Below are 20142 nucleotides of genomic sequence, written 5' to 3'. Positions count from 1 at the left end.
CTGCCCGAGCACCGGGCCGTTTCGATTTCGGAGGTAGGCATGGAGTGGTCGGAGCGCCACACCTTGATCATGGAGCAGGCCGCCGCCCTGTTCGCCACGAAGGGCATCGCCGGGACCAAGGTCCGCGACATCGCCGACGGCGTGGGCATCCTCTCCGGCAGCCTGTACCACTACTTCCCGTCCAAGGACGCGATAGCCGAACTGATCGTCACGCAGTATCTCGACGCCCTCGTCGACGAGTACAAGGCGATCCTCGCGTCGTCGAACGGACCACGAGAACGCCTCGACGACCTCGTCAAGGCGTCGTTCCGGGTCAGCCAGGCGCATCCGCACGCGTCCGAGATCTACCAGAACAACGGCACCTATCTGCGCAAGCTGAAGTCGCACCGCAAGATCCGCGATGCCGCGCGCACCACCAAGGACGCGTGGATGACGGTGATCGAATCCGGCATCACGTCGGGCGAGTTCCGCGCGGACCTGCCGGCCGAGGTGCTGTACGGCCTCATCCGCGATGCCGTCTGGTTGTCGTTGCGCTGGTTCTCGCCCACCGCCGAGTTCGGCATGGACCACCTGGCCGACTCCGTGGTGTCCGTCTTCCTGGAAGGCATCGAAGCCCGGCACTGATCCGCGTCGCAGTTCGGGAACCGGCCCGCTCTACCCTGGACTCATGTCGGCACCTTCGCGCCCCACCTTCGGGCAGTACGTGGGCTACCAGTTCGGGCGCACGCTCCCGGACTCGCTGCAGGACTGGGTCCGCCGGGACCTGGTGGGCCCCGGGGCGTCGGCGCGGTACCTGATCCGGTTCACCCTGCCGGTGCTGCCGATCCTCGCCCTCTTCCTGTTGATCCCCGGGCCGATCTGGGTTCCGCTGGCGATGATGGCGCTGCTGTTCATCCCGCTCGTGTACTTCGCGGTGGCCCTGATGCAGGTGTACCGGCGGCATCGGCTGCACAGCCACGGACTCGATCCGGATCTGGTGGCCGAGAAGGCGCAGCGCCGCGCCGACCGGGTGCGCGACGACTACGAACGTCGCCACGGACGCGCCTGACCACCGCAAGTTACCGGCGGGTCAATTATGGTTGACGGGCGAACCGACGAAGGGAAGAAACCATGAGTGAGCAGGTAGCGACCGCCGATCTGGCCGACGAGATCGGTCCGGACATTCGCAGCTGCGACACCCAATTCATCCAGTTCGGTGCCCGGGCGGTCTTCTCCGGCCCGATCACCACCATCAAGTGCTTCCAGGACAACCTGCTGGTCAAGCAGACGCTCAGTGAGCCGGGCAACGGCGGCGTCCTCGTCGTGGACGGCGACGCGAGCGTCCACACCGCCCTCGTCGGCGACATCATCGCCGGACGCGGCGTCTCCAACGGCTGGGCGGGCGTGATCGTCAACGGCGCGGTCCGCGACTCGGCGATCCTCCGCACCCTCGACATCGGCATCAAGGCGCTGGGCACCAACCCGCGCAAGAGCACCCAGACCGGCTCCGGCGAGAAGAACGTGCCCGTCTCCTTCGGCGGCGTCACCTTCAACCCGGGTGAGACGGTCTACAGCGACGACGACGGCGTCGTCGTCCGGTAGGCGGCTTCGCCACCCGTGCGCCTTTTCGGTAGCCAGAACTACCAGAAAGGCGCACGGGTGCGTCAGCGCCTGGGCAGGTGGCCGGCCGTCCAGTCGGCCACCAGCGACAGGACCTTCGGGTCCACGGGTTCGCGGACGAGGCGCCGGTAGGCGCGCAACGACGGCGGTCCGGCGTCACGCCGCACCAGGTGCGTCAGGTCGGGTACCCGAACGGTGTCGACCTCCGCGGGCACGAGATCGGCGATAGCCGACAGATCGTCCGGGTCCACCTGCAGGTCCTTCGCCCCGGTGATCGCGAGAACCGGCGAACGTATCTCCCGCAGCAGCGGTTTCGGATCGAAGTCGAGGAACTCCCGGAGCCAGCGGGCGTTGACGCGGCGCAATCCCATCCGCGCGGTGTCGCCGGTCGACCGGGCAATCTTGTCGAGTGCCTTGCGCTGCTGCGCCTTCACGTCGATCCGCAGGAGCCGGAGAAGGCTGCGGACGGGCGCCGACAGACTGTCGGCAGCCTTCGCGGACTGCCACAGCAGTACCTCGCGTCCGGTCACCGCGGGACACGCGATCAGCACGACGGCGGCGGGATCGACCTCGCGGTCGGCGCCCAGCGCCACGGCCAGGCAGGCGCCCTCGCTGTGCCCGATCACCGCCACCGCATCGCGAACGAAACCCCCTGCCGTCCGGAGCCATTCGACGGCCGCCGCGGCGTCGGCCAGGTTGTCGGACAGCCCGGTCGACAGGTAGTCGCCCCCCGACTTCGGAACCCCACGTTTGTCGTAGCGCAGCGACGCGGTTCCGTTGCGCGCCAACGCCTCCGCGAGCGCGCGGCTCACGCCGATCGGAAGTTTCGCGTGATCGCCGTCGCGGTTCATCTCCCCGGACCCGGTGAGGATCACCGCGACCGGACCGGTCTCGGCCCCCGCCGGAACGGTGAGCGTGCCCGCCAGGACCGTCCCGTCGCCCGACCGGAAGGTCACCTCCCGCTCGGACACCCCCGGCCGCCCGGCGGCGACGACCCCGCGGATCCGGTCGGCGACCTGCACGGCGTCCCGCGCGCTCACGAGCAGTTGGTCGAACTCCGCGCCGGCGGTCCGGCCGAGGGTGCGCACCCGAACCGCGGGAACCCCGGCGCTCGCCACGACGAACGTGCGTACGCCCCCGCCGCGCCACGTCCCGATACGCAGACGTCGGGGAATGCCCAGGCTTGGAGCCCGCATGCCGCGGGTGTTCGCGAACGGATCGGCGACGACGTCGACGTCACGGACGAGGTCGACGGGAATCGCCACGTCCCCGTGCAACGCGGCGATCTTCTCGAAACCGGACAATCGCAAGACCAACCGGTTGCTCTGCACGTTCAATTCGCTCACGGCAGCACCTCCCTGGGACCGAGTATCCCTTTGCGATGCGGCCCACACTGCGAGTCGACGCCTGCCGACGAGGTGCCTGCCGCCTCGGAACTCGCGCCAGATCGGGCGATTGCCCTGTTCTGCCGACGAAAGCACGACTACCGGTGTCGCACAGCTATCCGGCACGCCGGCGGCTTTCACCGATGCCGCCACCGGTCCGGAGTGTCCTGGCCGAGTAGCTTCCGCCGGCGAGCCCTCGGACACAACCCGGGCCAGCGCGTTCAGGACAGCAGGCGCTCGATCGCAGCCCCGGCGGCCAGCGCCTTCTCGCCATACTCCTGGTAGAGGTCCGGCGTCAGGCGAGAGGCCGGGCCGGACACGCTGAAGCAGCCCCGAACGACGCCCCCCCTGCCCCGCAGGGCAACCGCGACCGCTGCGATCCCGTCGTGCAGACCCTGGTCGGTCACCGCATAGCCACGCCGTCGGATTTCCTCGATCTCCTGCCGCAACACCTGCGGGTCGGTGACGGTGCGACCGGTCGAAGGGGCCAGGTCGGACGCGAGGATCCGCTCCACCTCGGAATCCGGGAGCGACGCAAGGTAGGCCTTGCCGTTCGACGCGGCATGCAGCGGCAGGCGCGTCCCCAACGGCAGGAACGCCCGTAGCTGGTGTGCGCTGTCGAGACGCTCGATCAGCACCAGTTCTTCGCCGTCGGGCACCGCCAGATGAACGGTCTCACCCGTATCCACCTGCAGCCGGCTCAACTCCGGAAGTGCCACGTCCCGCAGGTCGTCGCCCGCCGCCATCATGCTGCCCAGGCTGAAAGCCTTACCGGTGATCACCCATCGTCCCGCATCGTTCGTCGCGGGACGCAGCCATCCCGCATCCGCCAGCGTCCTGAGGCAGCGCTGAACCGTGCTCTTCGGGACGTCGAGCCGCTTACCGAGCTCCGACAAGCCGATCGGCTGCGCCGACGCCACCTCCTCGAACACCCGGAGCGCGGTGAGAACGCTGTTCATTCAAGACCTTTCACACACGTCTGTTGACGTCGAGCATGGAGGGCTATACGTTAGCCGGACCACATCGTAGCACGGCGGTCCACATTGTGGACCGACTCCGTTCAGTAGGGACTTCGAGAAAGGACCCTTCACCGATGACCACCCTCATGCCCCGGCCACTCCTGACTTCGCTCGTCGATCCGGGAAACGGCTCCGGCGACCAGCCCGCGGTCCGCGTCGGCGACGGCGCACTCACCCGATCCGACCTGATCGCGGCGGGGGCCGCCGTTGCCGACGAGATCAGCGGCGCCACAAGCGTTGCCATCGATGCGACGGCAACACTCGAAACGGTCATCGCGGTCACAGGATGCCTGATGGCCGGTGTGCCGGCAGTGCCTGTACCACCCGACTCGGGGCCCGCCGAACGCGATCACATCCTGAAGGACTCGGGCGCGCAGCTCTGGCTCGGCGGTCGGCGGGAAGACGTCACACTCCCGCATGTCCCGATCCACGCCCGCGCACGATCGGGCTCGACATATGCCGAGCCCGATCCCGGAACGACCGCGATGATCATGTACACCTCGGGCACGACCGGAGCCCCGAAGGGCGTCGTGCTCGCCCGTTCCGCCATCGCGGCGGGACTGGACGGGCTCGCCGAGGCCTGGGACTGGAGTCCGGACGACACCCTGGTCCACGGACTACCGTTGTTCCACGTGCACGGGCTCATCCTCGGAGTCGTGGGCGCCCTGCGGCACGGGTCGCCGTTGGTGCACACCGTGCGCCCCACCCCGGAATCGTATGCAGCGGCGAGTGGTTCGCTCTACTTCGGTGTCCCCACCGTGTGGTCCCGTGTGTGCGCAGACGAATCAGCGGCACGAACGCTCGGATCCGCCCGGCTCCTGGTGTCGGGCAGCGCTCCGCTGCCGGTCCCGGTCTTCGAACGCATGCAGGCGCTCACCGGCTCGGCGCCGATCGAACGCTACGGAATGAGCGAGACCCTCATCACGCTCAGCACCCGATTCGACGGCGAACGTCGACCCGGGTGGGTGGGATCACCGATCCGTGGCGTCCACACCCGCATTCGTGACCAGGCGGGCAATCCGGTGCCGTGCGACGGTGAGACGCTGGGGCAGTTGCAGATCGCGGGCGCAACCCTGTTCGACGGCTATCTGGGCAACTTCGAAAAGACCGCCGAATCGATGACCGAGGACGGATGGTTCAAGACCGGTGACATCGCCGTCGTCGACGAACAGGGCTTCCACCGCATCGTCGGGAGGGAGTCGATCGACATGATCAAGTCGGGTGGCTACCGGATCGGGGCCGGTGAGGTGGAACAGGCGTTGCTCGCCCACCCCGGCGTCGAGGAGGCCGCAGTGATCGGCGTCCCGGACACCGATCTCGGGCAGCGCATCGTCGCCTACGTGGTCGGCGACTGCACCGACGAGGTAGAGCTGTCCAACTTCGTCGCCCGAACCCTGTCGATCCACAAGCGACCGCGAGAAATTCGTGTCGTCAGCTCGTTGCCGCGAAACGCGATGGGCAAGGTGCAGAAGAAGTTACTGGTCGACGACGTCCAAGCCGGCAGATGAGCACGCCCGCCGACTCCGGCGCGATTCAGGTCACCGTCGAGCAGAACAACTAGATGGAGATCCTCTGCCTTCCCCGCGACGGTCAGCCCCGCGCCGATTGTCACTCGAGACGTGTCCTCCCCACCCCCACCTCTCTCAGAAACCGCGCCCGGGATTCAGGATGCCGGTGGGATCGAAGACGGATTTGATACCCGCCATGAGCTCGCGTTCGGTCGCGCCGACCATCGACTCCATGTACGGCGTCTTGAGCACGCCGACGCCGTGCTCGCCGGTGATGGAACCGCCGAGCGTGAGACATGCCGAGACGAGCTCGTCGAAGGCGGCCCGGGCGCGGGCCGTCATCGGCGCGTCGGACGCGTCGAACACGATGGTGGGGTGGAGGTTTCCGTCGGCGGCATGACCGAACGTTCCGATCAGGACGTCGTGCCGGGCCGCGGTCTCTTCGATCGCGGCCAGCATGCGCGGCAGCGCCGGGACCGGTACCGCGAGGTCGTCGAGCAGGGTGCTGCCCCTGCGCTCGAGCGCGGTGAGCGCCACCCGCCGGGCCTGCATGAACTCTTCACCCTCGACCGGATCGGCGGTGTCGTACACCTCGGTGGCGCCGGCCGCGGCGCACGCCGCCGCACAGCGGGCGGCCTCGGCGGCCGCGTCACCGCCGTCGCACTGGATCAGCAGCAGCGCGCCCGCCGTGTCGTCGAGACCCATCCTCGTCAGGTCGTTGACCGCTGCGATGGTGGTGCGGTCCATCAGCTCGAGCAGGCACGGGTCGGCCACCTGGCGAATCGCCAGGACCGCGTCGATCGCCAGCGCGGTGGTGGGGAAACTCGCGACCACGGTCGACGCCGCCGACGGCTGTGCCCGCAGCCGCACGGTGGCCTCCACGATCACCGCCAGTGTGCCCTCGGAGCCGACCAGCACCTGCGTGAGGTTGAGCCCGGCGACGTTCTTCCGGGTCTCGGCACCGGTGTGGATGATCCGACCGTCCGGGAGGACCGCCTTGATGCGCGCGACGTGGTCGGCGGTGACGCCGTACTTGGCGCAGCAGGTGCCGCCCGCATTGGTGGCGAGGTTGCCGCCGATGGAGGAGATCGCCCGGCTGCCCGGATCCGGGACGTACCAGAGCCCCTTCTCGGCGACCGCCGCGGCGAGGTCCCCGTTGATGACACCCGGCTGCACGGTCGCGAGGCGCGCGGATTCGTCGATCCGCAGAATCTCGTTCATCCGCTCGAGGCTCAGCACGATGCACCCGTCGATGGCGTTCGCCCCGCCCGCCAATCCGGTGCCGGCTCCGCGGGTGACCACCGGGACGCCGCGGCGGTGCGCAATCTGCATGGTCGCGACGACGTCCTCGGTGCTGCGCGCCCGCACCACCGCGAGCGGTTCCCCGTCGGGCGTGAGCAAAGACTGGTCCCGGCGATACGCGAGCATTTGATCCAGGTCGGTGACGACCGCGGCGCCGAGCCGTTCGGTCAGGTCGGCAGCAGCGGGGGAAACGCCATCGAGGGTCATGCAGAACCATCCGTCCGAGAGCAGGATCAAACTCGATTGTTTGACAAGTATTCATGCAAGTCAAGAACGGCCGACGAACGGGTGTGCACGGCAGACGGCCCGTGGGAGGATCGACCGGAATCGAGCAAGGAGGACCCGTGGCCAGAGTCGAGGCGCTGTCGATCGTCGACGCATTGGCCGCCGAACTCCGACAGCGGGTGTTCTCCGGGGACCTGACGCACTCCGACGCGCTCACCGAGGCCGAGGTCGCCCGCACGTACGAGGTCGCCCGGCCCACCGCCAAGGCCGCGATCGAGAAACTCGTCGGCGAGGGACTGCTGCAGCGCAGCGCGCACAAGACCGCGCGGGTGCTGCAACTGGGTCCCGACGACGTGCGCGACATCTACCGCACCCGAGCCGGCCTCGAGTCCCAGGTGCTCCGAGAACTCGCCCGCAACAACGTGGTTCCCGCGGACGCGGTGGCCGCGAACAGCGAGATCGCGACGCTCACCGACGGTGCCCCGTTGTCCGTCGTCGAACCCGACATGCGGTTCCACACCTCACTCGTCGACGCCGCCGGTAGCCCCCGAACGAGCCGGATCTTCCGGACGCTGGTGTCCGAGGTGCGCCTGTGCATGGTGCAGGTGCAGGGCAAACACCTTCTGACCACGTCGAGCATCGTCGCCGAGCATCGGCAGATCCTGGAGGCACTCGCGGACGGAGACGGCGAGCGCGCCGTCGCAGTGCTGACCGGGCACCTGTCCCGGGCCCGCGAGCGGCTGGCCGCGGCACTCGGCGGCGAAGCGGAACCCGCAGCGGCGCCACCCGATCCGGCCTAGGTCCCGCGAGGCCGCCTCACGACACCGTCACCGTGCGCGAGTGCCACCCGCTCGCGCCGTCTGGAATCGGCGCCGCCCGCTCCTCGGTCTGAGTGTTGCCGGCCCGATCGGTGGCACGCACCTGCAGGCTGTGCACACCGGGAGGCGCGTCCCACTGCCACGTCCACTGCCGCCACGTGTCGATCGAGTACTGCGGCGCCAGCGTCGCGGTCTGCCACACGCCGTTGTCGACCCGCACCTCGACCTTCTCGATGCCGCGGTGCTGCGCCCATGCGGTCCCCGCGACGATCGTGGGGCCGGACGGAATCTTCCCGAACGCGGCGGGCACGTCGATGCGCGACGCAGTCTTGATCGGTGCCTGCGCCGCCCATCCGCGTCGGGTCCAATACGCCTCGGCGCGGTCGAAGCGGGTCAGCTCCCAGTCGACCACCCACTTGGTCGCCGACACGAACCCGTACAGCCCGGGCACCACCTGACGCACCGGATAGCCGTGCTCGAACGGGAGCGGTTCGCCGTTCATCGCGACCGCGAGGATCGCGTCGCGGCCGTCGCGCAGGACCTCGACCGGGGTGCCGACCGTGAAGCCGTCGGCACTGGTGGACAGCAACATGTCGGCGTCGGACGCGACGCCCACCTCGTCGAGCAGATCCTTGATCCGGTACCCGACCCAGGTGGCGTTGCCCGCGAGTTCGCCGCCGACCTCGTTGGATACGCACGTCAGCGTGATCGCGCGTTCGATCGGCGTGCGGGCGATCAGGTCGTCCCAGCTCAGGGTGATCTCGCGATCGACCATGCCGTGGATCCGCAGCTGCCATTCGTCAGTGGTGAGCATAGGCACCTGCAGCGCGGTGTCGATCCGGTAGAAGTCTCCGTTGCGGGTCACGAAGGGGGTGGCGCCCGGCACCGCGACGTCGGTTCCGGGCGCGAGGGCCGGCGCGCGGTCGGTGGCGGGCACCGTGGGCAGGGCGAGGCCGTCGCGGTTACGGACCGCGCCCGCCACCCGGTCGGCGAGATAGCGTCCCGTTGCCCCCGCCGCGGCGGCGACGGCGGCGGCTGTCGCGGCCAGCACCAGGAACCGGCGGCGCGCCATCCCCGGCGCGTCTTGCCCGGACCCGGTCCGCACCGGCGCACGCGCGGTGAGCACCCGCAGTGTGACGATCCCGGCGGCGACACCGACGATCGTCGGCAGTGCGTACGACGCGGTGGCCCCGGGCCGGTTGACGGCCGCGTACACCCCGACCAGCCCCAGGACCAGGAGGATCGCGCTGCCGTACGGGCGGCGCGGTCGCTCGACCATGCCGGCCACCGCCGCCAGCACCACGATCAGCACCGTCATCCCGACGAACAGAGCAGGCTTGTCGTTGGTGCCGAACGTCGTGATCGCGAACTCCCGCGCCCACGCTGGGCTGCGGTCGACGGTGGTGGACCCGACCGCGAAGAAGGGCGACGACGGGGGCCCGATCGGCACCGACACCAATTGGCCGATCCCGAGCACGACCGCGGCCGCGAGTATCCCCGACAGTGCACGCGTCGTCATGTGTCCCCCGCTTTCCTTCCGGCTACGTCCGAGTATTCGGCGCCGGCCGGGTAGGCGGATGGGTCCCGACGGGGATCTGCCGGCCGCTAGGACACGGGCGCGCTCACCCGCGCCGACATGCCACCGATCTCGACGACGTCCCCGTCCCGCAGCTGCCGACCGCGTCGGATCTCCACCTCGCCGTTCACGCTGACCAGACCCTCGGCGACGACGACCTTCGCCTCCGCACCCGACTCGATGAGATTGGCCAGCTTGAGGAATTGACCCAGGCGGATCGATTCGTCGCGGATCGGGACCTCGTCCACAGCGTCAGACATGCCTCCATCTTCCTCCTTGGCCCCAAACGGCCCATCGACGCCTCACACTGGACTCGGAGAGACGACAGTCACTGGAAGGACCTCGATGGCCACGAGTACCGGTAGCCCTGTGGACACCACGGACAGGCGGGACCACCACCAGACCCGGGTGACGCCGAAACGCGGGCGGCTGTCGGAGGTTCCGCACATCGCGGGCCTCGTCCTCGGCGTCTTCTCGGTGCTGGTGTTCCTGTGGAGCCTGTCGCCCGCGCTGCGCTACCTGGTGCACACGCCGCGCCTGTACATCGACGACTACTACTTCGACGCCCCCGACACGAGCCTGTCGTGGGCCGTCGTGGTCGGTCTGGTGGCGGCCGCACTCGCGAGCCGCAAACGGATCGCGTGGTGGTTGCTGACGATCTACCTGACCCTCTTCGCAGTTCTCAACGCGGTCACCGCGGTGGCGGACGAGAACGTCAACGCCGCCGTCGCGTGCGTCGTGCAGCTCGCGGTCGTCGGGATCCTGATCGCGGCCCGCAAGGAGTTCTACACGCGGGTCCGCCGCGGCGCCGCGTGGAAGGCATTGGGCGTCCTCGTGTCCGGCCTGGCGGTGGGCACCCTGCTGGGCTGGGGGCTGGTGGAGCTGTTCCCGGGCACGCTGCCGTCGGGTCAGCGGTTCCTGTGGGCCCTCAACCGCGTCACCGCCCTCGTCGTGGTCGAGAACGAACAGTTCGACGGCCACCCCCACGTCTTCGTCAACACCCTGCTGGGACTGTTCGGGGCGCTCGCCCTGCTCGCGGCGGTGATCACGCTGTTCCGCTCCCAGCGGGCGTCGAACGCGCTGACCGGCGACGACGAATCGGCGTTGCGCGGCCTGCTCGACAGCTTCGGTGCCGACGACTCCCTGGGCTACTTCGCGACCCGCCGCGACAAGGCCGTCGTCTTCGCTCCGAGCGGCAAGGCCGCCGTCACCTACCGCGTGGAGATCGGCGTGTGCCTGGCCAGCGGCGACCCGATCGGCAACCCGGAGGCGTGGCCGCACGCGATCGACGCGTGGCTCGCCCTGTGCTCCAAGTACGGCTGGGCGCCCGCCGTGATGGGAGCGAGCGAGGCCGGTGCCACCGCGTACAAGCGGGCCGGTCTGTCGGTGCTCCAGCTCGGCGACGAGGCGATCCTCGAAACCCGGGAGTTCAATCTGAACGGCCGCGAGATGCGGCAGGTCCGCCAGGCCGTGCACCGGGTCCGGAAGCAGGGCGTCACCGTCCGCATCCGACGCCACCGCGACATCCCGCCCGCCGAGATGGCCGACGTCGTCGCGCGTGCAGATGCGTGGCGCGACACCGAGACCGAGCGCGGCTTCTCGATGGCCCTGGGCCGGCTCGGCGATCCCCTCGAGGGCGACTGCCTCCTGGTCGAGGCGCTCGGCGAGGACGGCACGGTGCTGGGCATGCTGTCGCTGGTCCCGTGGGGTCCGAACGGCGCATCGCTCGACCTGATGCGCCGGAACCCCGACGCCCCCAACGGTGTAGTCGAACTGATGGTCACCGAACTCGCGACCCGTTCCGACGAGTTCGGCGTCGTGCGGGTGTCGCTCAACTTCGCGGTGTTCCGCTCCACGTTCGAGGAGGGCGCGCGCATCGGTGCCGGTCCGATCCTGCGGGTCTGGCGGTCGATGCTGCTGTTCTTCTCCCGATGGTGGCAGCTCGAGGCCCTGTACCGCTCGAACGTCAAGTACCAGCCCGAATGGGCGCCGCGGTACCTGTGCTTCGACGACAACCGGCAGCTGCCGCGCGTCGGAATCGCGTCGGCGATCGCCGAGGGTTTCCTGACGTTGCCCACGTTCGGGCACCGGGCGAAGGCGCCCACGCACACCGGGACCCGCGCCGCGGTGCCGGCGGCACTCGCCGTCTCCGGTGTCCTGCACGCGGACGGCAGTGCGCCCGACGTTGCCGCTCCGGCGGCCGACGCGCCCACGGGCAGGACGGACGGGACGGCCCCGGAATCGGTGGGACCGCGCCGGCCCGAACAGGTTCGCGTGCGCATGGACAAGCTCGCCCGCCTGGCCGACGAGGGCATCGATCCGTACCCCGTCGCCTACCCGCCCACCCACACCGTCGCCGCCGCGACGTCGTCCCCGGAGGGCACCCGGGTGCGAATCGCGGGGCGCCTGTTGCGGATCCGCACGTACGGCGGGGTCGCGTTCGCGGTGCTGCGGGACTGGTCCGGCGACATCCAGGTGCTCATCGAACGCACCACGGTCGGCGACCGGCTCGACGAGTTCTCCACCGACTTCGACCTCGGCGACCTCATGGAGGTGAGCGGCACCATCGGCCGCAGCCGCAAGGGTGAACTGTCGCTGCTGGCGACGGAGTGGCGCATGAACGGCAAATGCCTGCACCCCCTGCCCGACAAGTGGAAGGGCCTGACGGACGCGGAAACTCGCGTGCGGCAGCGTTACGTCGACCTCGCGATCAACCCCGAGTCGCGGCGGCTGCTGGCGGCGCGTACCGCGATCGTGAAGTCGCTGCGCGACACCCTCGCCGGCCGCGACTACCTCGAGGTGGAGACGCCGATCCTGCAGCGTATCCACGGCGGCGCCAACGCGGCCCCCTTCGTCACCCATATCAATGCGTACGACCTGGACCTGTACCTGCGGATCGCACCGGAGTTGTTCCTCAAACGTCTGTGCGTGGCCGGCATGGAGAAGGTGTTCGAGATCGGGCGGGTGTTCCGCAACGAGGGGGTCGACTTCAAGCACAACCCGGAGTTCACGATCCTCGAGGCGTACGAGGCCCACAGCGACTACGAACGCATGATGGTGCTGTGCCGCGAGCTGATCCAGGCCGCGGCCGTCGCCGCACACGGCAGCCAGACGATCATGCGTCCCGGTCCGGACGGCGAACTCGTCGCCGTCGACATCTCCGGCGAATGGCCCGTGAAGACGATGCACGGCGCGGTCGCCGAGAAACTGGGCGTGGACGTCAGCCCGGAGACACCCCTCGAGGTGCTGCAGAAGTTGTGCGACGAGAACGACATCGAGTACCAGAAGAGCTGGGACGCAGGCGCGGTCGCGCAGGAGCTGTACGAGCATCTGGTGGAGGGTCAGACCGAGTTCCCCACCTTCTACACCAACTTCCCGACGTCGATGTCGCCGCTGACCCGCCCGCACCCCACCATCCCCGGTGTGGCCGCGAAGTGGGATCTGGTGGCGTGGGGCGTCGAACTCGGCACCGCGTACAGCGAACTCACCGATCCCATCGACCAGCGACGACGGCTCACCGAGCAGTCGCTGCTCGCGGCCGGCGGCGACGCGGAAGCGATGGAACTCGACGAGGACTTCCTGCAGGCGCTCGAGCACGCGATGCCGCCCACCGGCGGGCTCGGTATGGGCGTCGACCGGATCGTCATGCTCATCACCGGCGGCAGCATCCGCGAATCGCTGGCGTTCCCGTTCGCCAAGCCGCGCAACTGAGGTCGCCGTGTCACTCACATTGCGCAGGTACACCATCGCGGCCCTACTCATCTCCGGAGCGGTGCTGTACTCGTCGTGGGTGCTGGCGTTCTTCCTCAACTCCGGTGAGGGCCCGTTCGAGGGGTTCGCGAGCCAGCTGGCGGCCACCGACCAGCGCTACGGGATCCTCTACCGCAGCGGCGATCTGCTCACCGGGATCGTGCTCACCGTCGCGGCGGTGTTGGGGCTGACGATCACGCCGCGACGCTTCCTCACCACGGTCGGCTGGCTCGCGCTGGGTGTCTTCGCGGTGGGCACGATCGCCGATTCCCGTCTGCCGCTGCGGTGTTCCACGGCGGCCTGCGAGGCGACGCAGGTTCCGCTCACCCACCAGTGGCACGCCGTCACGAGCACGGTGTCGGTGACGGCCGCCGTGGTCTCGGCGGTCGCGTTGATCATCGCGATCTTCGTCTACCGTGCGCCGCGGGCGATGTGGTGGTCCGGGCTCGCCGTCGTCGTGCTGTTCCTCGTCGGCACCCTGTGGATGCTCGTCGGGGTCGACGACCCGTCCGGCAGTCACAGCTGGCTCGGCTTCGCGCAGCGCGTCGAACTGCTGTCGATGAGCGGGTGGATGGTCCTCGTCGCGGCCACGCTGCTCAGCGACCGTGCCTGGCGGGCCGTGCACGGGGCGTCCTCGGCGCCCGTCCCCGTCTCCCCCTGACCTCGCGTTTTGCGCACTTATCGCGGAATTTCGGGGGTCGTGGGCGCGACAAGTGCGCAAAACGCGGGAGGGGGGCGGACCGTGGGATCAGGGGATCGGGACGTCTAGCGGAACGTTGACGAAACTCGGAGACGCCGGGTCCAGCACCAGATGCTGGGGCGCCAACCGGCTCTCGTTGAGCAGCGGGCGCAACAGCATGCCCTTCGGGAAGTTGCTCGCCGCCACCGACACCCGCAGACGGTGCCCCGGCTGCAGCAGCGCGTCCGTCGCGGTGAGCCCGACGTCCAGCGTGGTGGGCCGGCCCGGCACGATCGGCTGACGCGCCGCGAGGGTGAGCGTGTAGAACGGGTCGGTCAGGTCACCGTTCGCGGAGCGCTCACTGCGGGCCTCGTCGATGCCCCGCAGCGACGACGTGAGCTGGCCCGACGTCAGGACCGTCGACGTACCGTCCGGGGCAACATCGTCGAGCGTGGCCGTCCAGTAGCCGTCGGTGGTGTCGAGCACGGTGTTCAGATGCACGTTCACCGGCCCCGAGATCTGGGTGGGTGCCGCGACCGGGGCGCTGGTGAACGTGAGCGCATCCCGCTCCGCGATCCGGTTGTCCTTGGCGCAGCCGTCGATCACGGCGAGGAGGCCCGCGAGTTCCTGCGCAGCGTCCCGCGAGCACAGGCTCGAAAGCCCCGGCGCCACCGTCAGAGTCGTCGTACCGGACGGTGGCGATGCGAGCAGGGAACCGTCGTGCACGGACGCCGCGGTGGTGCCGGACGGCTGCGCCGCCAGATACATCCGGCGATGTTCGACGCCCGCGCGCGGGAACCGATCCGTGGTGGTCCAGCCGTTGCCCTGCTGATACGACGTGACCGGGCCGTACGTCTCGATGCCGTTGTCGATGTCCTTGAGCCACCGGTCGAACCACGCCCGCTGCAGGACGTCGAGCCGCGGCGGGTAGCCCGGATCACCGAAGCCGCTGCCCGGGTTGAGGTGGTAGGTGTCGCCCATGACGAGCTGCTTCTTCCCGGGCGCCAGCGGGATCGCGTTGTACAACCGGGGCTGTGAGTTCGTGAAGATGTCGTGCCAGCCGCCGTAGAGCAGGGTCGGTGCCGTGATCTGCTCGGCGTGCGGCAGCCAGGCCAGGCGCAGCGAGCTGTCCGGCTCGAGCAGCGTCTGCAGCTCCGGCGGGATGGAGTCGACGTCGGGGATGGTGATCGCCTGGATGAGGTACTGGAAAAACGTCGCCGGATCGGCGATCCGGTCGCGCAACCACGTCTGGTCGAGGTTGCCCTGCATCAACGCCTGGACGTCGGGAATCAGCTTGAGCCCGTTGACCGCCGCCAACCAGAACGGCAGGAATCCGACGCCCGCACCCCCGCCCGGCGCCACGACGTCCCGGACCAGGTCGCCGCCCGGCTCGATCGGCACGATCGCCTGCAGCGCCGCGGGCCGCTTCGACGCCGCCTGGATCTGGTTGATAGCGGAGTACGAGACCCCGCTCATGCCGATTCGGCCGTTCGACCACGCCTGCTGCGCGGCCCACTCGATGGTCTCGATGGTGTCCTGCTGCTCGCGCTCCTGGAACACCTGCCAGATCCCCTGCGAGAAACCGGTACCGCGCACGTCGACGACCACCTGGGTGTACCCGCTGCGGATCAGCTCTCGGTCGACGGTGAACGTGCGCAGCCCGCCGCCGGACAGGGCCCGCGTCAGATCGGTGATACCGCTCAACTGTGTTCCGGAGAAGTTGATGTCGCGGGCGAAGTCCATGACCGCGTCGCTGATTCCCGGAGCCGACACCGCTGCCTCGGCGAGCGCCGACACGAGCTTGGTGTACGGCGTCATGCTCACGATCGTCGGGAACGGGGTGTCGACGGGCCGCCCGTCCGCGTCCGCGGGCCGGTACACGTTGGCTTTCAGGATCACCCCGTCGCTCATCCGGATCGGGACGTCCCACGCGATGTCCATGCCGGGGTACGCCGCGGGGCCGTCCGCGGTGGCCGTCCACTGCGCGCCGAGTTCTCCCGCGTCCGGGGTGGCACTCGCCGGCGCCACCGTTCCGACGGTGGCGATCGCCGCGACCGCGATCGCCGCCAGCGTCCTCGAGATCCACCGCATCCGAGCCCTCCCCATGCTCCGGGCGACGCCTCACCCCGCGTCGAGAACCTCAATACTCCCCGGTCGGCCTCGCGTTTTGCGCACTTATCGTCGATTCGCGGGGCGAAAACTCGCGACAAGTGCGCAAAACGCGGGAAGGAGGGGAAACGTCAGGAGACGGGGCGCAGCGGGTGGATGCCGGGGGCTGCGGCCAGGTGGGCGCCGAACGCGCCGGCGGCCTCACGCATGTGGTCCGACTTCATGTGGGTGTCGAGCGCGTGCTGGTCCTTCCACACCTCGACGACGACGAACGTGCCCGGTGCCGACGTGGACTCGAACAGGTCGTACGACACGCAACCGTCCTCCTTGCGGCTCTCCTCGGCCAGCGCGGTGAGCGCGGCACGAACCGTGTTCTCGGAGCCGGCCTTGGCCGGAATTGTCGCAACGACATGCAGATTCGACATCGGATCCCTATTCTGTGAGCGCCGCCACAGTATGCGGCACCTCGACGGTACCCTGGTCAGAGCCGTAAACGCCGCAGATACGCCTGCGCCCGTTCGGAATTCCAGCCGAACACTTCGCGAAGTCCGGTCGCCATGGTGTCCAGGTACGGGGCCGACGGCGCGGTCCGCACGACGTCGGCGCGACCCACCGCCGCCGTGAACGTCCACATCGGGGACCCCTCGCGCGTCCCGAGGTCGAGGACTCGGTCGTAGCACGACGGCTCCTGACCGTGGATGTCGTCGAACTGCTCGGCCGTCACCAGATACGCGCACGCGGCGGTGTCGCCGGGCAGGTCCGGGTCGTAGAACGCCCGCCCACCGCCCCACACCACCGATTGGCCCGCGAAGTAGACCGTGCCCGGCAGCCGGACGGCGGCGCGGCCCACCGGCGGGTGCGGGTCCCGCGCGCCGGCACAGGTACGCCCGCCGCCGGCGGGACAACCGCCCCGCAGGTAGCAGTCGAGGCGGGCGCGCGACATGTTCGACCCGTAGCTCACATACCAGATCTGCACGATTTCGACGCTACGCCGGAGTTCGTCGGATACAGTTTTGTATCGAACGGGGTCCGACGCGGAAAGTTGAGGGTGACCAGTGCAGACGGCCGAGACACCGCGACCCAAGCGCGTCACGAAACGGCGCGCCGAGACGCGGCAACGGCTGCTCGACGCGGCCGGTGACGTGTTCGCCGAGGAGGGCTTCGGGCGCTCCACGGTGGAGCAGGTGTGCGAACGCGCCGGGTTCACCCGCGGCGCCTTCTACTCGAACTTCACCTCGCTGGACGAGCTGTTCCTCGCGATGTGGGAGCAGCGCTCGGCAACCATGCTCGACGGCATCCGCACCGCCCTCGCCGACCGCCCGGCCACCCTCACCCTCGACTCGGCCGTCGAGCGTGTCCTGGCCGCGATTCCGGTCGACGACGCGTGGTACCGGATCACCGCCGAGTTCACCGCGCACGCCCTCCGCAACCCCGCCCTCAAACGCGTCATGGCGGCCCGGGAGGACGCGATTCTCGGCACGATCCTGCCGATCGTCGAGGACGCTCTCGCCGCGGCGGGGCGACGCGCCACCGACCGCGCGGCCCTGGGACGGGCACTGGTCGCGATCCACGACGGCACCGCCGTGCAGGTGCTGATGGAACCCGAGAACGAGGCGGTCCGGCAGGCGCGTCAGCGGCTGTTCGTCACCGTCGTGAGCAGTTACAGCAGCGGTACCTAACGGACAGGAGACAGGCAGTGGCAACGGAAGCCGACGTCATCGTTGTCGGAGCGGGACTGGCGGGCCTGGTGGCGACCCACGAACTGGTCAAGGCCGGGCGCAAGGTTCTCGTCGTCGACCAGGAGAACGTGGAAAACCTGGGCGGACAGGCGTTCTGGTCACTCGGCGGCCTGTTCCTGGTGGACAGCCCCGAGCAGCGCCGCATGGGCATCAAGGACTCCCGTGAACTGGCGCTGCAGGACTGGCTGGGCAGCGCCGGATTCGACCGCGACCGCGAAGACCGTTGGCCCCGGCAGTGGGCCGAGGCCTACGTCGACTTCGCGGCCGGCGAGAAGCGGGCCTACCTGCACGATCTCGGCCTGCGCGTGATGCCGAACGTCGGCTGGGCCGAACGCGGCGGTGGGCTGGCCACCGGTCACGGAAATTCGGTACCGCGCTTCCACATCACGTGGGGCACGGGACCGGAAGTGGTCCGGGTGTTCCGCGAACCGGTGCTCGACGCCGCCGCCCGCGGACAGGTCACCTTCCGCTACCGGCACCAGGTGGACGATCTGATCGTCGAGAACGGCGCCGCCGTGGGGGTGCGCGGCACGGTGCTCGAGCCGTCGACCGAACCGCGCGGCGTGAAGTCGTCCCGCACACCCGCCGGCGAGTTCGAACTCCGCGCGCAGGCCGTGGTGGTGACCTCCGGCGGCATCGGCGGCAACCCCGACCTCGTGAAGAAGAACTGGCCCGTCGACCGCCTGGGCCGCGTGCCCGAGCACATGATCACCGGCGTGCCCGCGCACGTGGACGGCCGCATGCTCGAGATCACCGAGAACGCGGGCGGCAACATCGTCAACCGGGATCGCATGTGGCACTACACCGAGGGCATCGTCAACTGGGACCCGATCTGGCCCGATCACGCCATCCGGATCATCCCCGGCCCGTCGTCGCTGTGGCTCGACGCCACCGGAAAGCGCCTACCGGTGCCGTTGTTCCCGGGCTTCGACACCCTCGCGACGCTCAAGCACATCCTCGGCACCGGGCACGATCACACGTGGTTCGTCCTCACGCAGTCGATCATCGAGAAGGAGTTCGCGCTCTCCGGTTCCGAGCAGAACCCCGACCTCACCGGCAAGGACATGAAACTCCTGCTCGGACGCGTGAAGAAGGGTGCGCCCGGCCCGGTCGAGGCTTTCAAGCAACACGGCGTGGACTTCGTGGTCCGCGACAATCTGCGCGACCTGGTCGACGGCATGAACGCGCTGACCCCCGACGCGAAACTCGACCACGCCCAGGTGGAACGGGAGGTCGTCGCGCGTGACCGCGAGATGGAGAACACCTTCTCGAAGGACATGCAGGTCATGGCCATCCGCAACGCGCGAACCTATTTGCCCGACAAGGCGATCCGGGTCGCCAAGCCGCACCGGCTCCTCGATCCGGCGCACGGACCACTGATCGCCGTGCGTCTGAACCTGCTCACCCGTAAGACCCTCGGCGGTCTCGAGACCAATCTGGACTCGCAGGTGATCCGGCCCGACGGCAGCGTGTTCGACGGCCTGTACGCCGCGGGTGAGGTCGCCGGGTTCGGCGGCGGCGGCGTGCACGGCTACAGCGCGCTCGAGGGCACGTTCCTCGGTGGCTGCATCTTCTCCGGGCGCGCGGCCGGACGCGCGCTGGGCCGGAGCCTCGGGTGAGCCGCACCGCGCTCGTGACGGGCGCATCGTCGGGCATCGGCCTGGAAGTAACCCGGGCGCTGGTCTCGCGCGGGTATCGGGTACTCGGCACCACTCGAAACCCGGATGCGCTGCAACCGAGTTCGCGAGTTCCCGGCGTGGAATACCTGGCACTGGACCTCACCGACCGGGCGAGTATCGAGGCGTGCGCCCGCGCAGCGGGAACCGTGGACGTCCTGGTCAACAACGCCGGTGAGAGCCAGATGGGGCCGCTCGAGGAACTGCCACTGGACGCGATCGACCGCCTGTTCCAGGTGAACGTCCTGGGCGCGATCCAGCTGACACAACTACTGCTCCCCGGCATGCGTGAGCGCGGCAACGGCCGCGTCGTGATGGTGGGCTCGATGCTCGCGAGCTTCCCGCTCGCGTTCCGGTCGTCGTACGTGGCCACGAAGTGCGCACTGAAGGGCTTCGCGACGGCGGCCAGACGGGAACTGAGCCCGTTCGGCGTGTGGCTCACCACCGTCGAACCGGGCACCATCGCCACCGGCATCGGCGACCGTCGCACCCGGTACATCGCCGACGGTTCGCCGTACACGGCGGACTACACGACGGTGTCGAAGGCCATGCAGCGCAACGAGGATCGAGGAATCCGCGCGGAGACGGTCGCGGAACTGGTCGTGAAGGCGATCGAGGCGGACAAACCCAAGCCGCTGTACGCGGTCGGGAACAAGGCCCCCCTCGTGTTCACGGTCCGTCGACTCGCGCCGCGGGCCTTCACCGAGAAGATGATGGCCCGGTTCCACGGGCTGAAGTAGACGAACGGACGTCCTGC

Annotated in this window: 18 protein-coding genes; 10 read left to right on the top strand and 8 right to left on the bottom strand. The window is 69.2% G+C overall.

Annotated features, from left to right (window positions below; all coding sequences use genetic code 11):
• Positions 1–39 precede the first annotated feature (39 nt).
• The 3 genes from C7H75_RS00345 (at position 40) to rraA (ending at position 1581) form a co-directional block, all read left to right on the top strand.
• Positions 40–624 (top strand): TetR/AcrR family transcriptional regulator, encoded by a 585-nt coding sequence (locus C7H75_RS00345; RefSeq protein WP_022593258.1) that lies wholly within the window; start codon positions 40–42, stop codon positions 622–624.
• A gap of 43 nt (positions 625–667) precedes the next feature.
• A complete protein-coding gene (locus tag C7H75_RS00340) occupies positions 668–1048 on the top strand; it encodes a DUF5313 family protein (RefSeq protein ID WP_005516481.1) in 381 nt (126 codons plus the stop codon).
• Positions 1049–1110: 62 nt separating this feature from the next.
• The gene (gene rraA, locus C7H75_RS00335; protein WP_005516483.1) at positions 1111–1581 is read left to right on the top strand and encodes a ribonuclease E activity regulator RraA; all 471 of its coding nucleotides are present in this window, start codon (positions 1111–1113) and stop codon (positions 1579–1581) included.
• Positions 1582–1643: 62 nt separating this feature from the next.
• Here rraA and C7H75_RS00330 read toward each other — a convergent pair whose 3' ends face one another.
• Entirely contained in the window at positions 1644–2945 is a 1302-nt protein-coding gene (locus C7H75_RS00330; RefSeq protein ID WP_022593256.1) for an alpha/beta hydrolase, read from the bottom strand.
• Positions 2946–3205: 260 nt separating this feature from the next.
• On the bottom strand, positions 3206–3943 hold the full coding sequence (locus tag C7H75_RS00325) for an IclR family transcriptional regulator (RefSeq protein WP_022593254.1): 738 nt from the start codon (positions 3941–3943) through the stop codon (positions 3206–3208).
• A 134-nt stretch (positions 3944–4077) separates the two neighbouring features.
• Between C7H75_RS00325 and C7H75_RS00320 the strand changes: the two genes are divergently transcribed.
• A complete protein-coding gene (locus C7H75_RS00320; RefSeq protein ID WP_022593252.1) occupies positions 4078–5511 on the top strand; it encodes an acyl-CoA synthetase in 1434 nt (477 codons plus the stop codon).
• A gap of 135 nt (positions 5512–5646) precedes the next feature.
• Here C7H75_RS00320 and C7H75_RS00315 read toward each other — a convergent pair whose 3' ends face one another.
• Positions 5647–7020, bottom strand: coding sequence for an FAD-binding oxidoreductase (locus C7H75_RS00315; RefSeq protein ID WP_106851962.1), 1374 nt, complete (start codon positions 7018–7020; stop codon positions 5647–5649).
• A 137-nt stretch (positions 7021–7157) separates the two neighbouring features.
• Here C7H75_RS00315 and C7H75_RS00310 point away from each other — a divergent pair, with 137 nt between their 5' ends.
• Positions 7158–7838 carry a GntR family transcriptional regulator gene (locus C7H75_RS00310; RefSeq protein ID WP_064059540.1) on the top strand — a complete coding sequence of 227 codons (681 nt, stop codon included), beginning with the start codon at positions 7158–7160 and terminating at the stop codon, positions 7836–7838.
• A gap of 16 nt (positions 7839–7854) precedes the next feature.
• On the opposite strand, the gene C7H75_RS00305 is transcribed toward C7H75_RS00310, so the two are convergent.
• On the bottom strand, positions 7855–9375 hold the full coding sequence (locus C7H75_RS00305; RefSeq protein ID WP_106850787.1) for a molybdopterin-dependent oxidoreductase: 1521 nt from the start codon (positions 9373–9375) through the stop codon (positions 7855–7857).
• 86 nt (positions 9376–9461) lie between these two features.
• A complete protein-coding gene (locus C7H75_RS00300; RefSeq protein WP_005516516.1) occupies positions 9462–9692 on the bottom strand; it encodes an RNA-binding S4 domain-containing protein in 231 nt (76 codons plus the stop codon).
• 109 nt (positions 9693–9801) lie between these two features.
• On the opposite strand from C7H75_RS00300, the gene lysX reads away from it, so the two are divergent.
• Together lysX and C7H75_RS00290 are read left to right on the top strand one after the other, a co-directional pair.
• The gene (gene lysX, locus C7H75_RS00295; RefSeq protein WP_511772079.1) at positions 9802–13143 is read left to right on the top strand and encodes a bifunctional lysylphosphatidylglycerol synthetase/lysine--tRNA ligase LysX; all 3342 of its coding nucleotides are present in this window, start codon (positions 9802–9804) and stop codon (positions 13141–13143) included.
• Between the two features lie 7 nt (positions 13144–13150).
• The gene (locus C7H75_RS00290) at positions 13151–13843 is read left to right on the top strand and encodes a DUF998 domain-containing protein (protein WP_106850786.1); all 693 of its coding nucleotides are present in this window, start codon (positions 13151–13153) and stop codon (positions 13841–13843) included.
• An 87-nt stretch (positions 13844–13930) separates the two neighbouring features.
• Here the strand turns inward: C7H75_RS00290 and C7H75_RS00285 are convergent, their stop codons facing one another.
• The 3 genes from C7H75_RS00285 to C7H75_RS00275 all read right to left on the bottom strand — a co-directional run bounded on the left by C7H75_RS00285 (position 13931) and on the right by C7H75_RS00275 (position 16946).
• Entirely contained in the window at positions 13931–15952 is a 2022-nt protein-coding gene (locus tag C7H75_RS00285) for a CocE/NonD family hydrolase (RefSeq protein ID WP_233281829.1), read from the bottom strand.
• A 149-nt stretch (positions 15953–16101) separates the two neighbouring features.
• Positions 16102–16395, bottom strand: coding sequence for a putative quinol monooxygenase (locus C7H75_RS00280; RefSeq protein WP_013414408.1), 294 nt, complete (start codon positions 16393–16395; stop codon positions 16102–16104).
• 56 nt (positions 16396–16451) lie between these two features.
• Entirely contained in the window at positions 16452–16946 is a 495-nt protein-coding gene (locus C7H75_RS00275; RefSeq protein WP_084844065.1) for a hypothetical protein, read from the bottom strand.
• Between the two features lie 79 nt (positions 16947–17025).
• On the opposite strand from C7H75_RS00275, the gene C7H75_RS00270 reads away from it, so the two are divergent.
• The 3 genes from C7H75_RS00270 to C7H75_RS00260 are packed head-to-tail and all read left to right on the top strand — an operon-like array spanning position 17026 to position 20125.
• Positions 17026–17649 carry a TetR/AcrR family transcriptional regulator gene (locus C7H75_RS00270; RefSeq protein WP_084844066.1) on the top strand — a complete coding sequence of 208 codons (624 nt, stop codon included), beginning with the start codon at positions 17026–17028 and terminating at the stop codon, positions 17647–17649.
• A 17-nt stretch (positions 17650–17666) separates the two neighbouring features.
• Positions 17667–19328, top strand: a complete 1662-nt coding sequence (locus C7H75_RS00265; RefSeq protein WP_084844067.1) for an FAD-binding dehydrogenase — start codon at positions 17667–17669, stop codon at positions 19326–19328.
• Complete coding sequence (locus tag C7H75_RS00260) at positions 19325–20125, top strand: SDR family oxidoreductase (protein WP_013414406.1); 801 nt, start codon at positions 19325–19327, stop codon at positions 20123–20125. Before C7H75_RS00265 ends, C7H75_RS00260 begins: the two co-directional genes overlap by 4 nt.
• Positions 20126–20142: the final 17 nt, after the last annotated feature.

It is taken from the genome of Rhodococcus (subgen. Prescottella) equi (assembly GCF_003013675.1).
In the GTDB taxonomy this organism is placed as follows: domain Bacteria; phylum Actinomycetota; class Actinomycetes; order Mycobacteriales; family Mycobacteriaceae; genus Prescottella; species Prescottella equi.
Note: the sequence above shows the minus strand (reverse complement) of the source record. Positions and strands in the feature narration are given on the sequence as shown.

What these genes read in the sequence shown, in the direction of transcription:
- C7H75_RS00345 (WP_022593258.1), top strand. Translation starts at nt 40, where the DNA reads ATGGAGTGGTCGGAGCGCCACACCTTGATCATGGAGCAGGCCGCCGCC.
- C7H75_RS00340 (WP_005516481.1), top strand. Translation starts at nt 668, where the DNA reads ATGTCGGCACCTTCGCGCCCCACCTTCGGGCAGTACGTGGGCTACCAG.
- rraA (WP_005516483.1), top strand. Translation starts at nt 1,111, where the DNA reads ATGAGTGAGCAGGTAGCGACCGCCGATCTGGCCGACGAGATCGGTCCG.
- C7H75_RS00325 (WP_022593254.1), bottom strand. Translation starts at nt 3,943, where the DNA reads ATGAACAGCGTTCTCACCGCGCTCCGGGTGTTCGAGGAGGTGGCGTCG.
- C7H75_RS00320 (WP_022593252.1), top strand. Translation starts at nt 4,078, where the DNA reads ATGACCACCCTCATGCCCCGGCCACTCCTGACTTCGCTCGTCGATCCG.
- C7H75_RS00315 (WP_106851962.1), bottom strand. Translation starts at nt 7,020, where the DNA reads ATGACCCTCGATGGCGTTTCCCCCGCTGCTGCCGACCTGACCGAACGG.
- C7H75_RS00305 (WP_106850787.1), bottom strand. Translation starts at nt 9,375, where the DNA reads ATGACGACGCGTGCACTGTCGGGGATACTCGCGGCCGCGGTCGTGCTC.
- C7H75_RS00300 (WP_005516516.1), bottom strand. Translation starts at nt 9,692, where the DNA reads ATGTCTGACGCTGTGGACGAGGTCCCGATCCGCGACGAATCGATCCGC.
- C7H75_RS00285 (WP_233281829.1), bottom strand. Translation starts at nt 15,952, where the DNA reads ATGCGGTGGATCTCGAGGACGCTGGCGGCGATCGCGGTCGCGGCGATC.
- C7H75_RS00280 (WP_013414408.1), bottom strand. Translation starts at nt 16,395, where the DNA reads ATGTCGAATCTGCATGTCGTTGCGACAATTCCGGCCAAGGCCGGCTCC.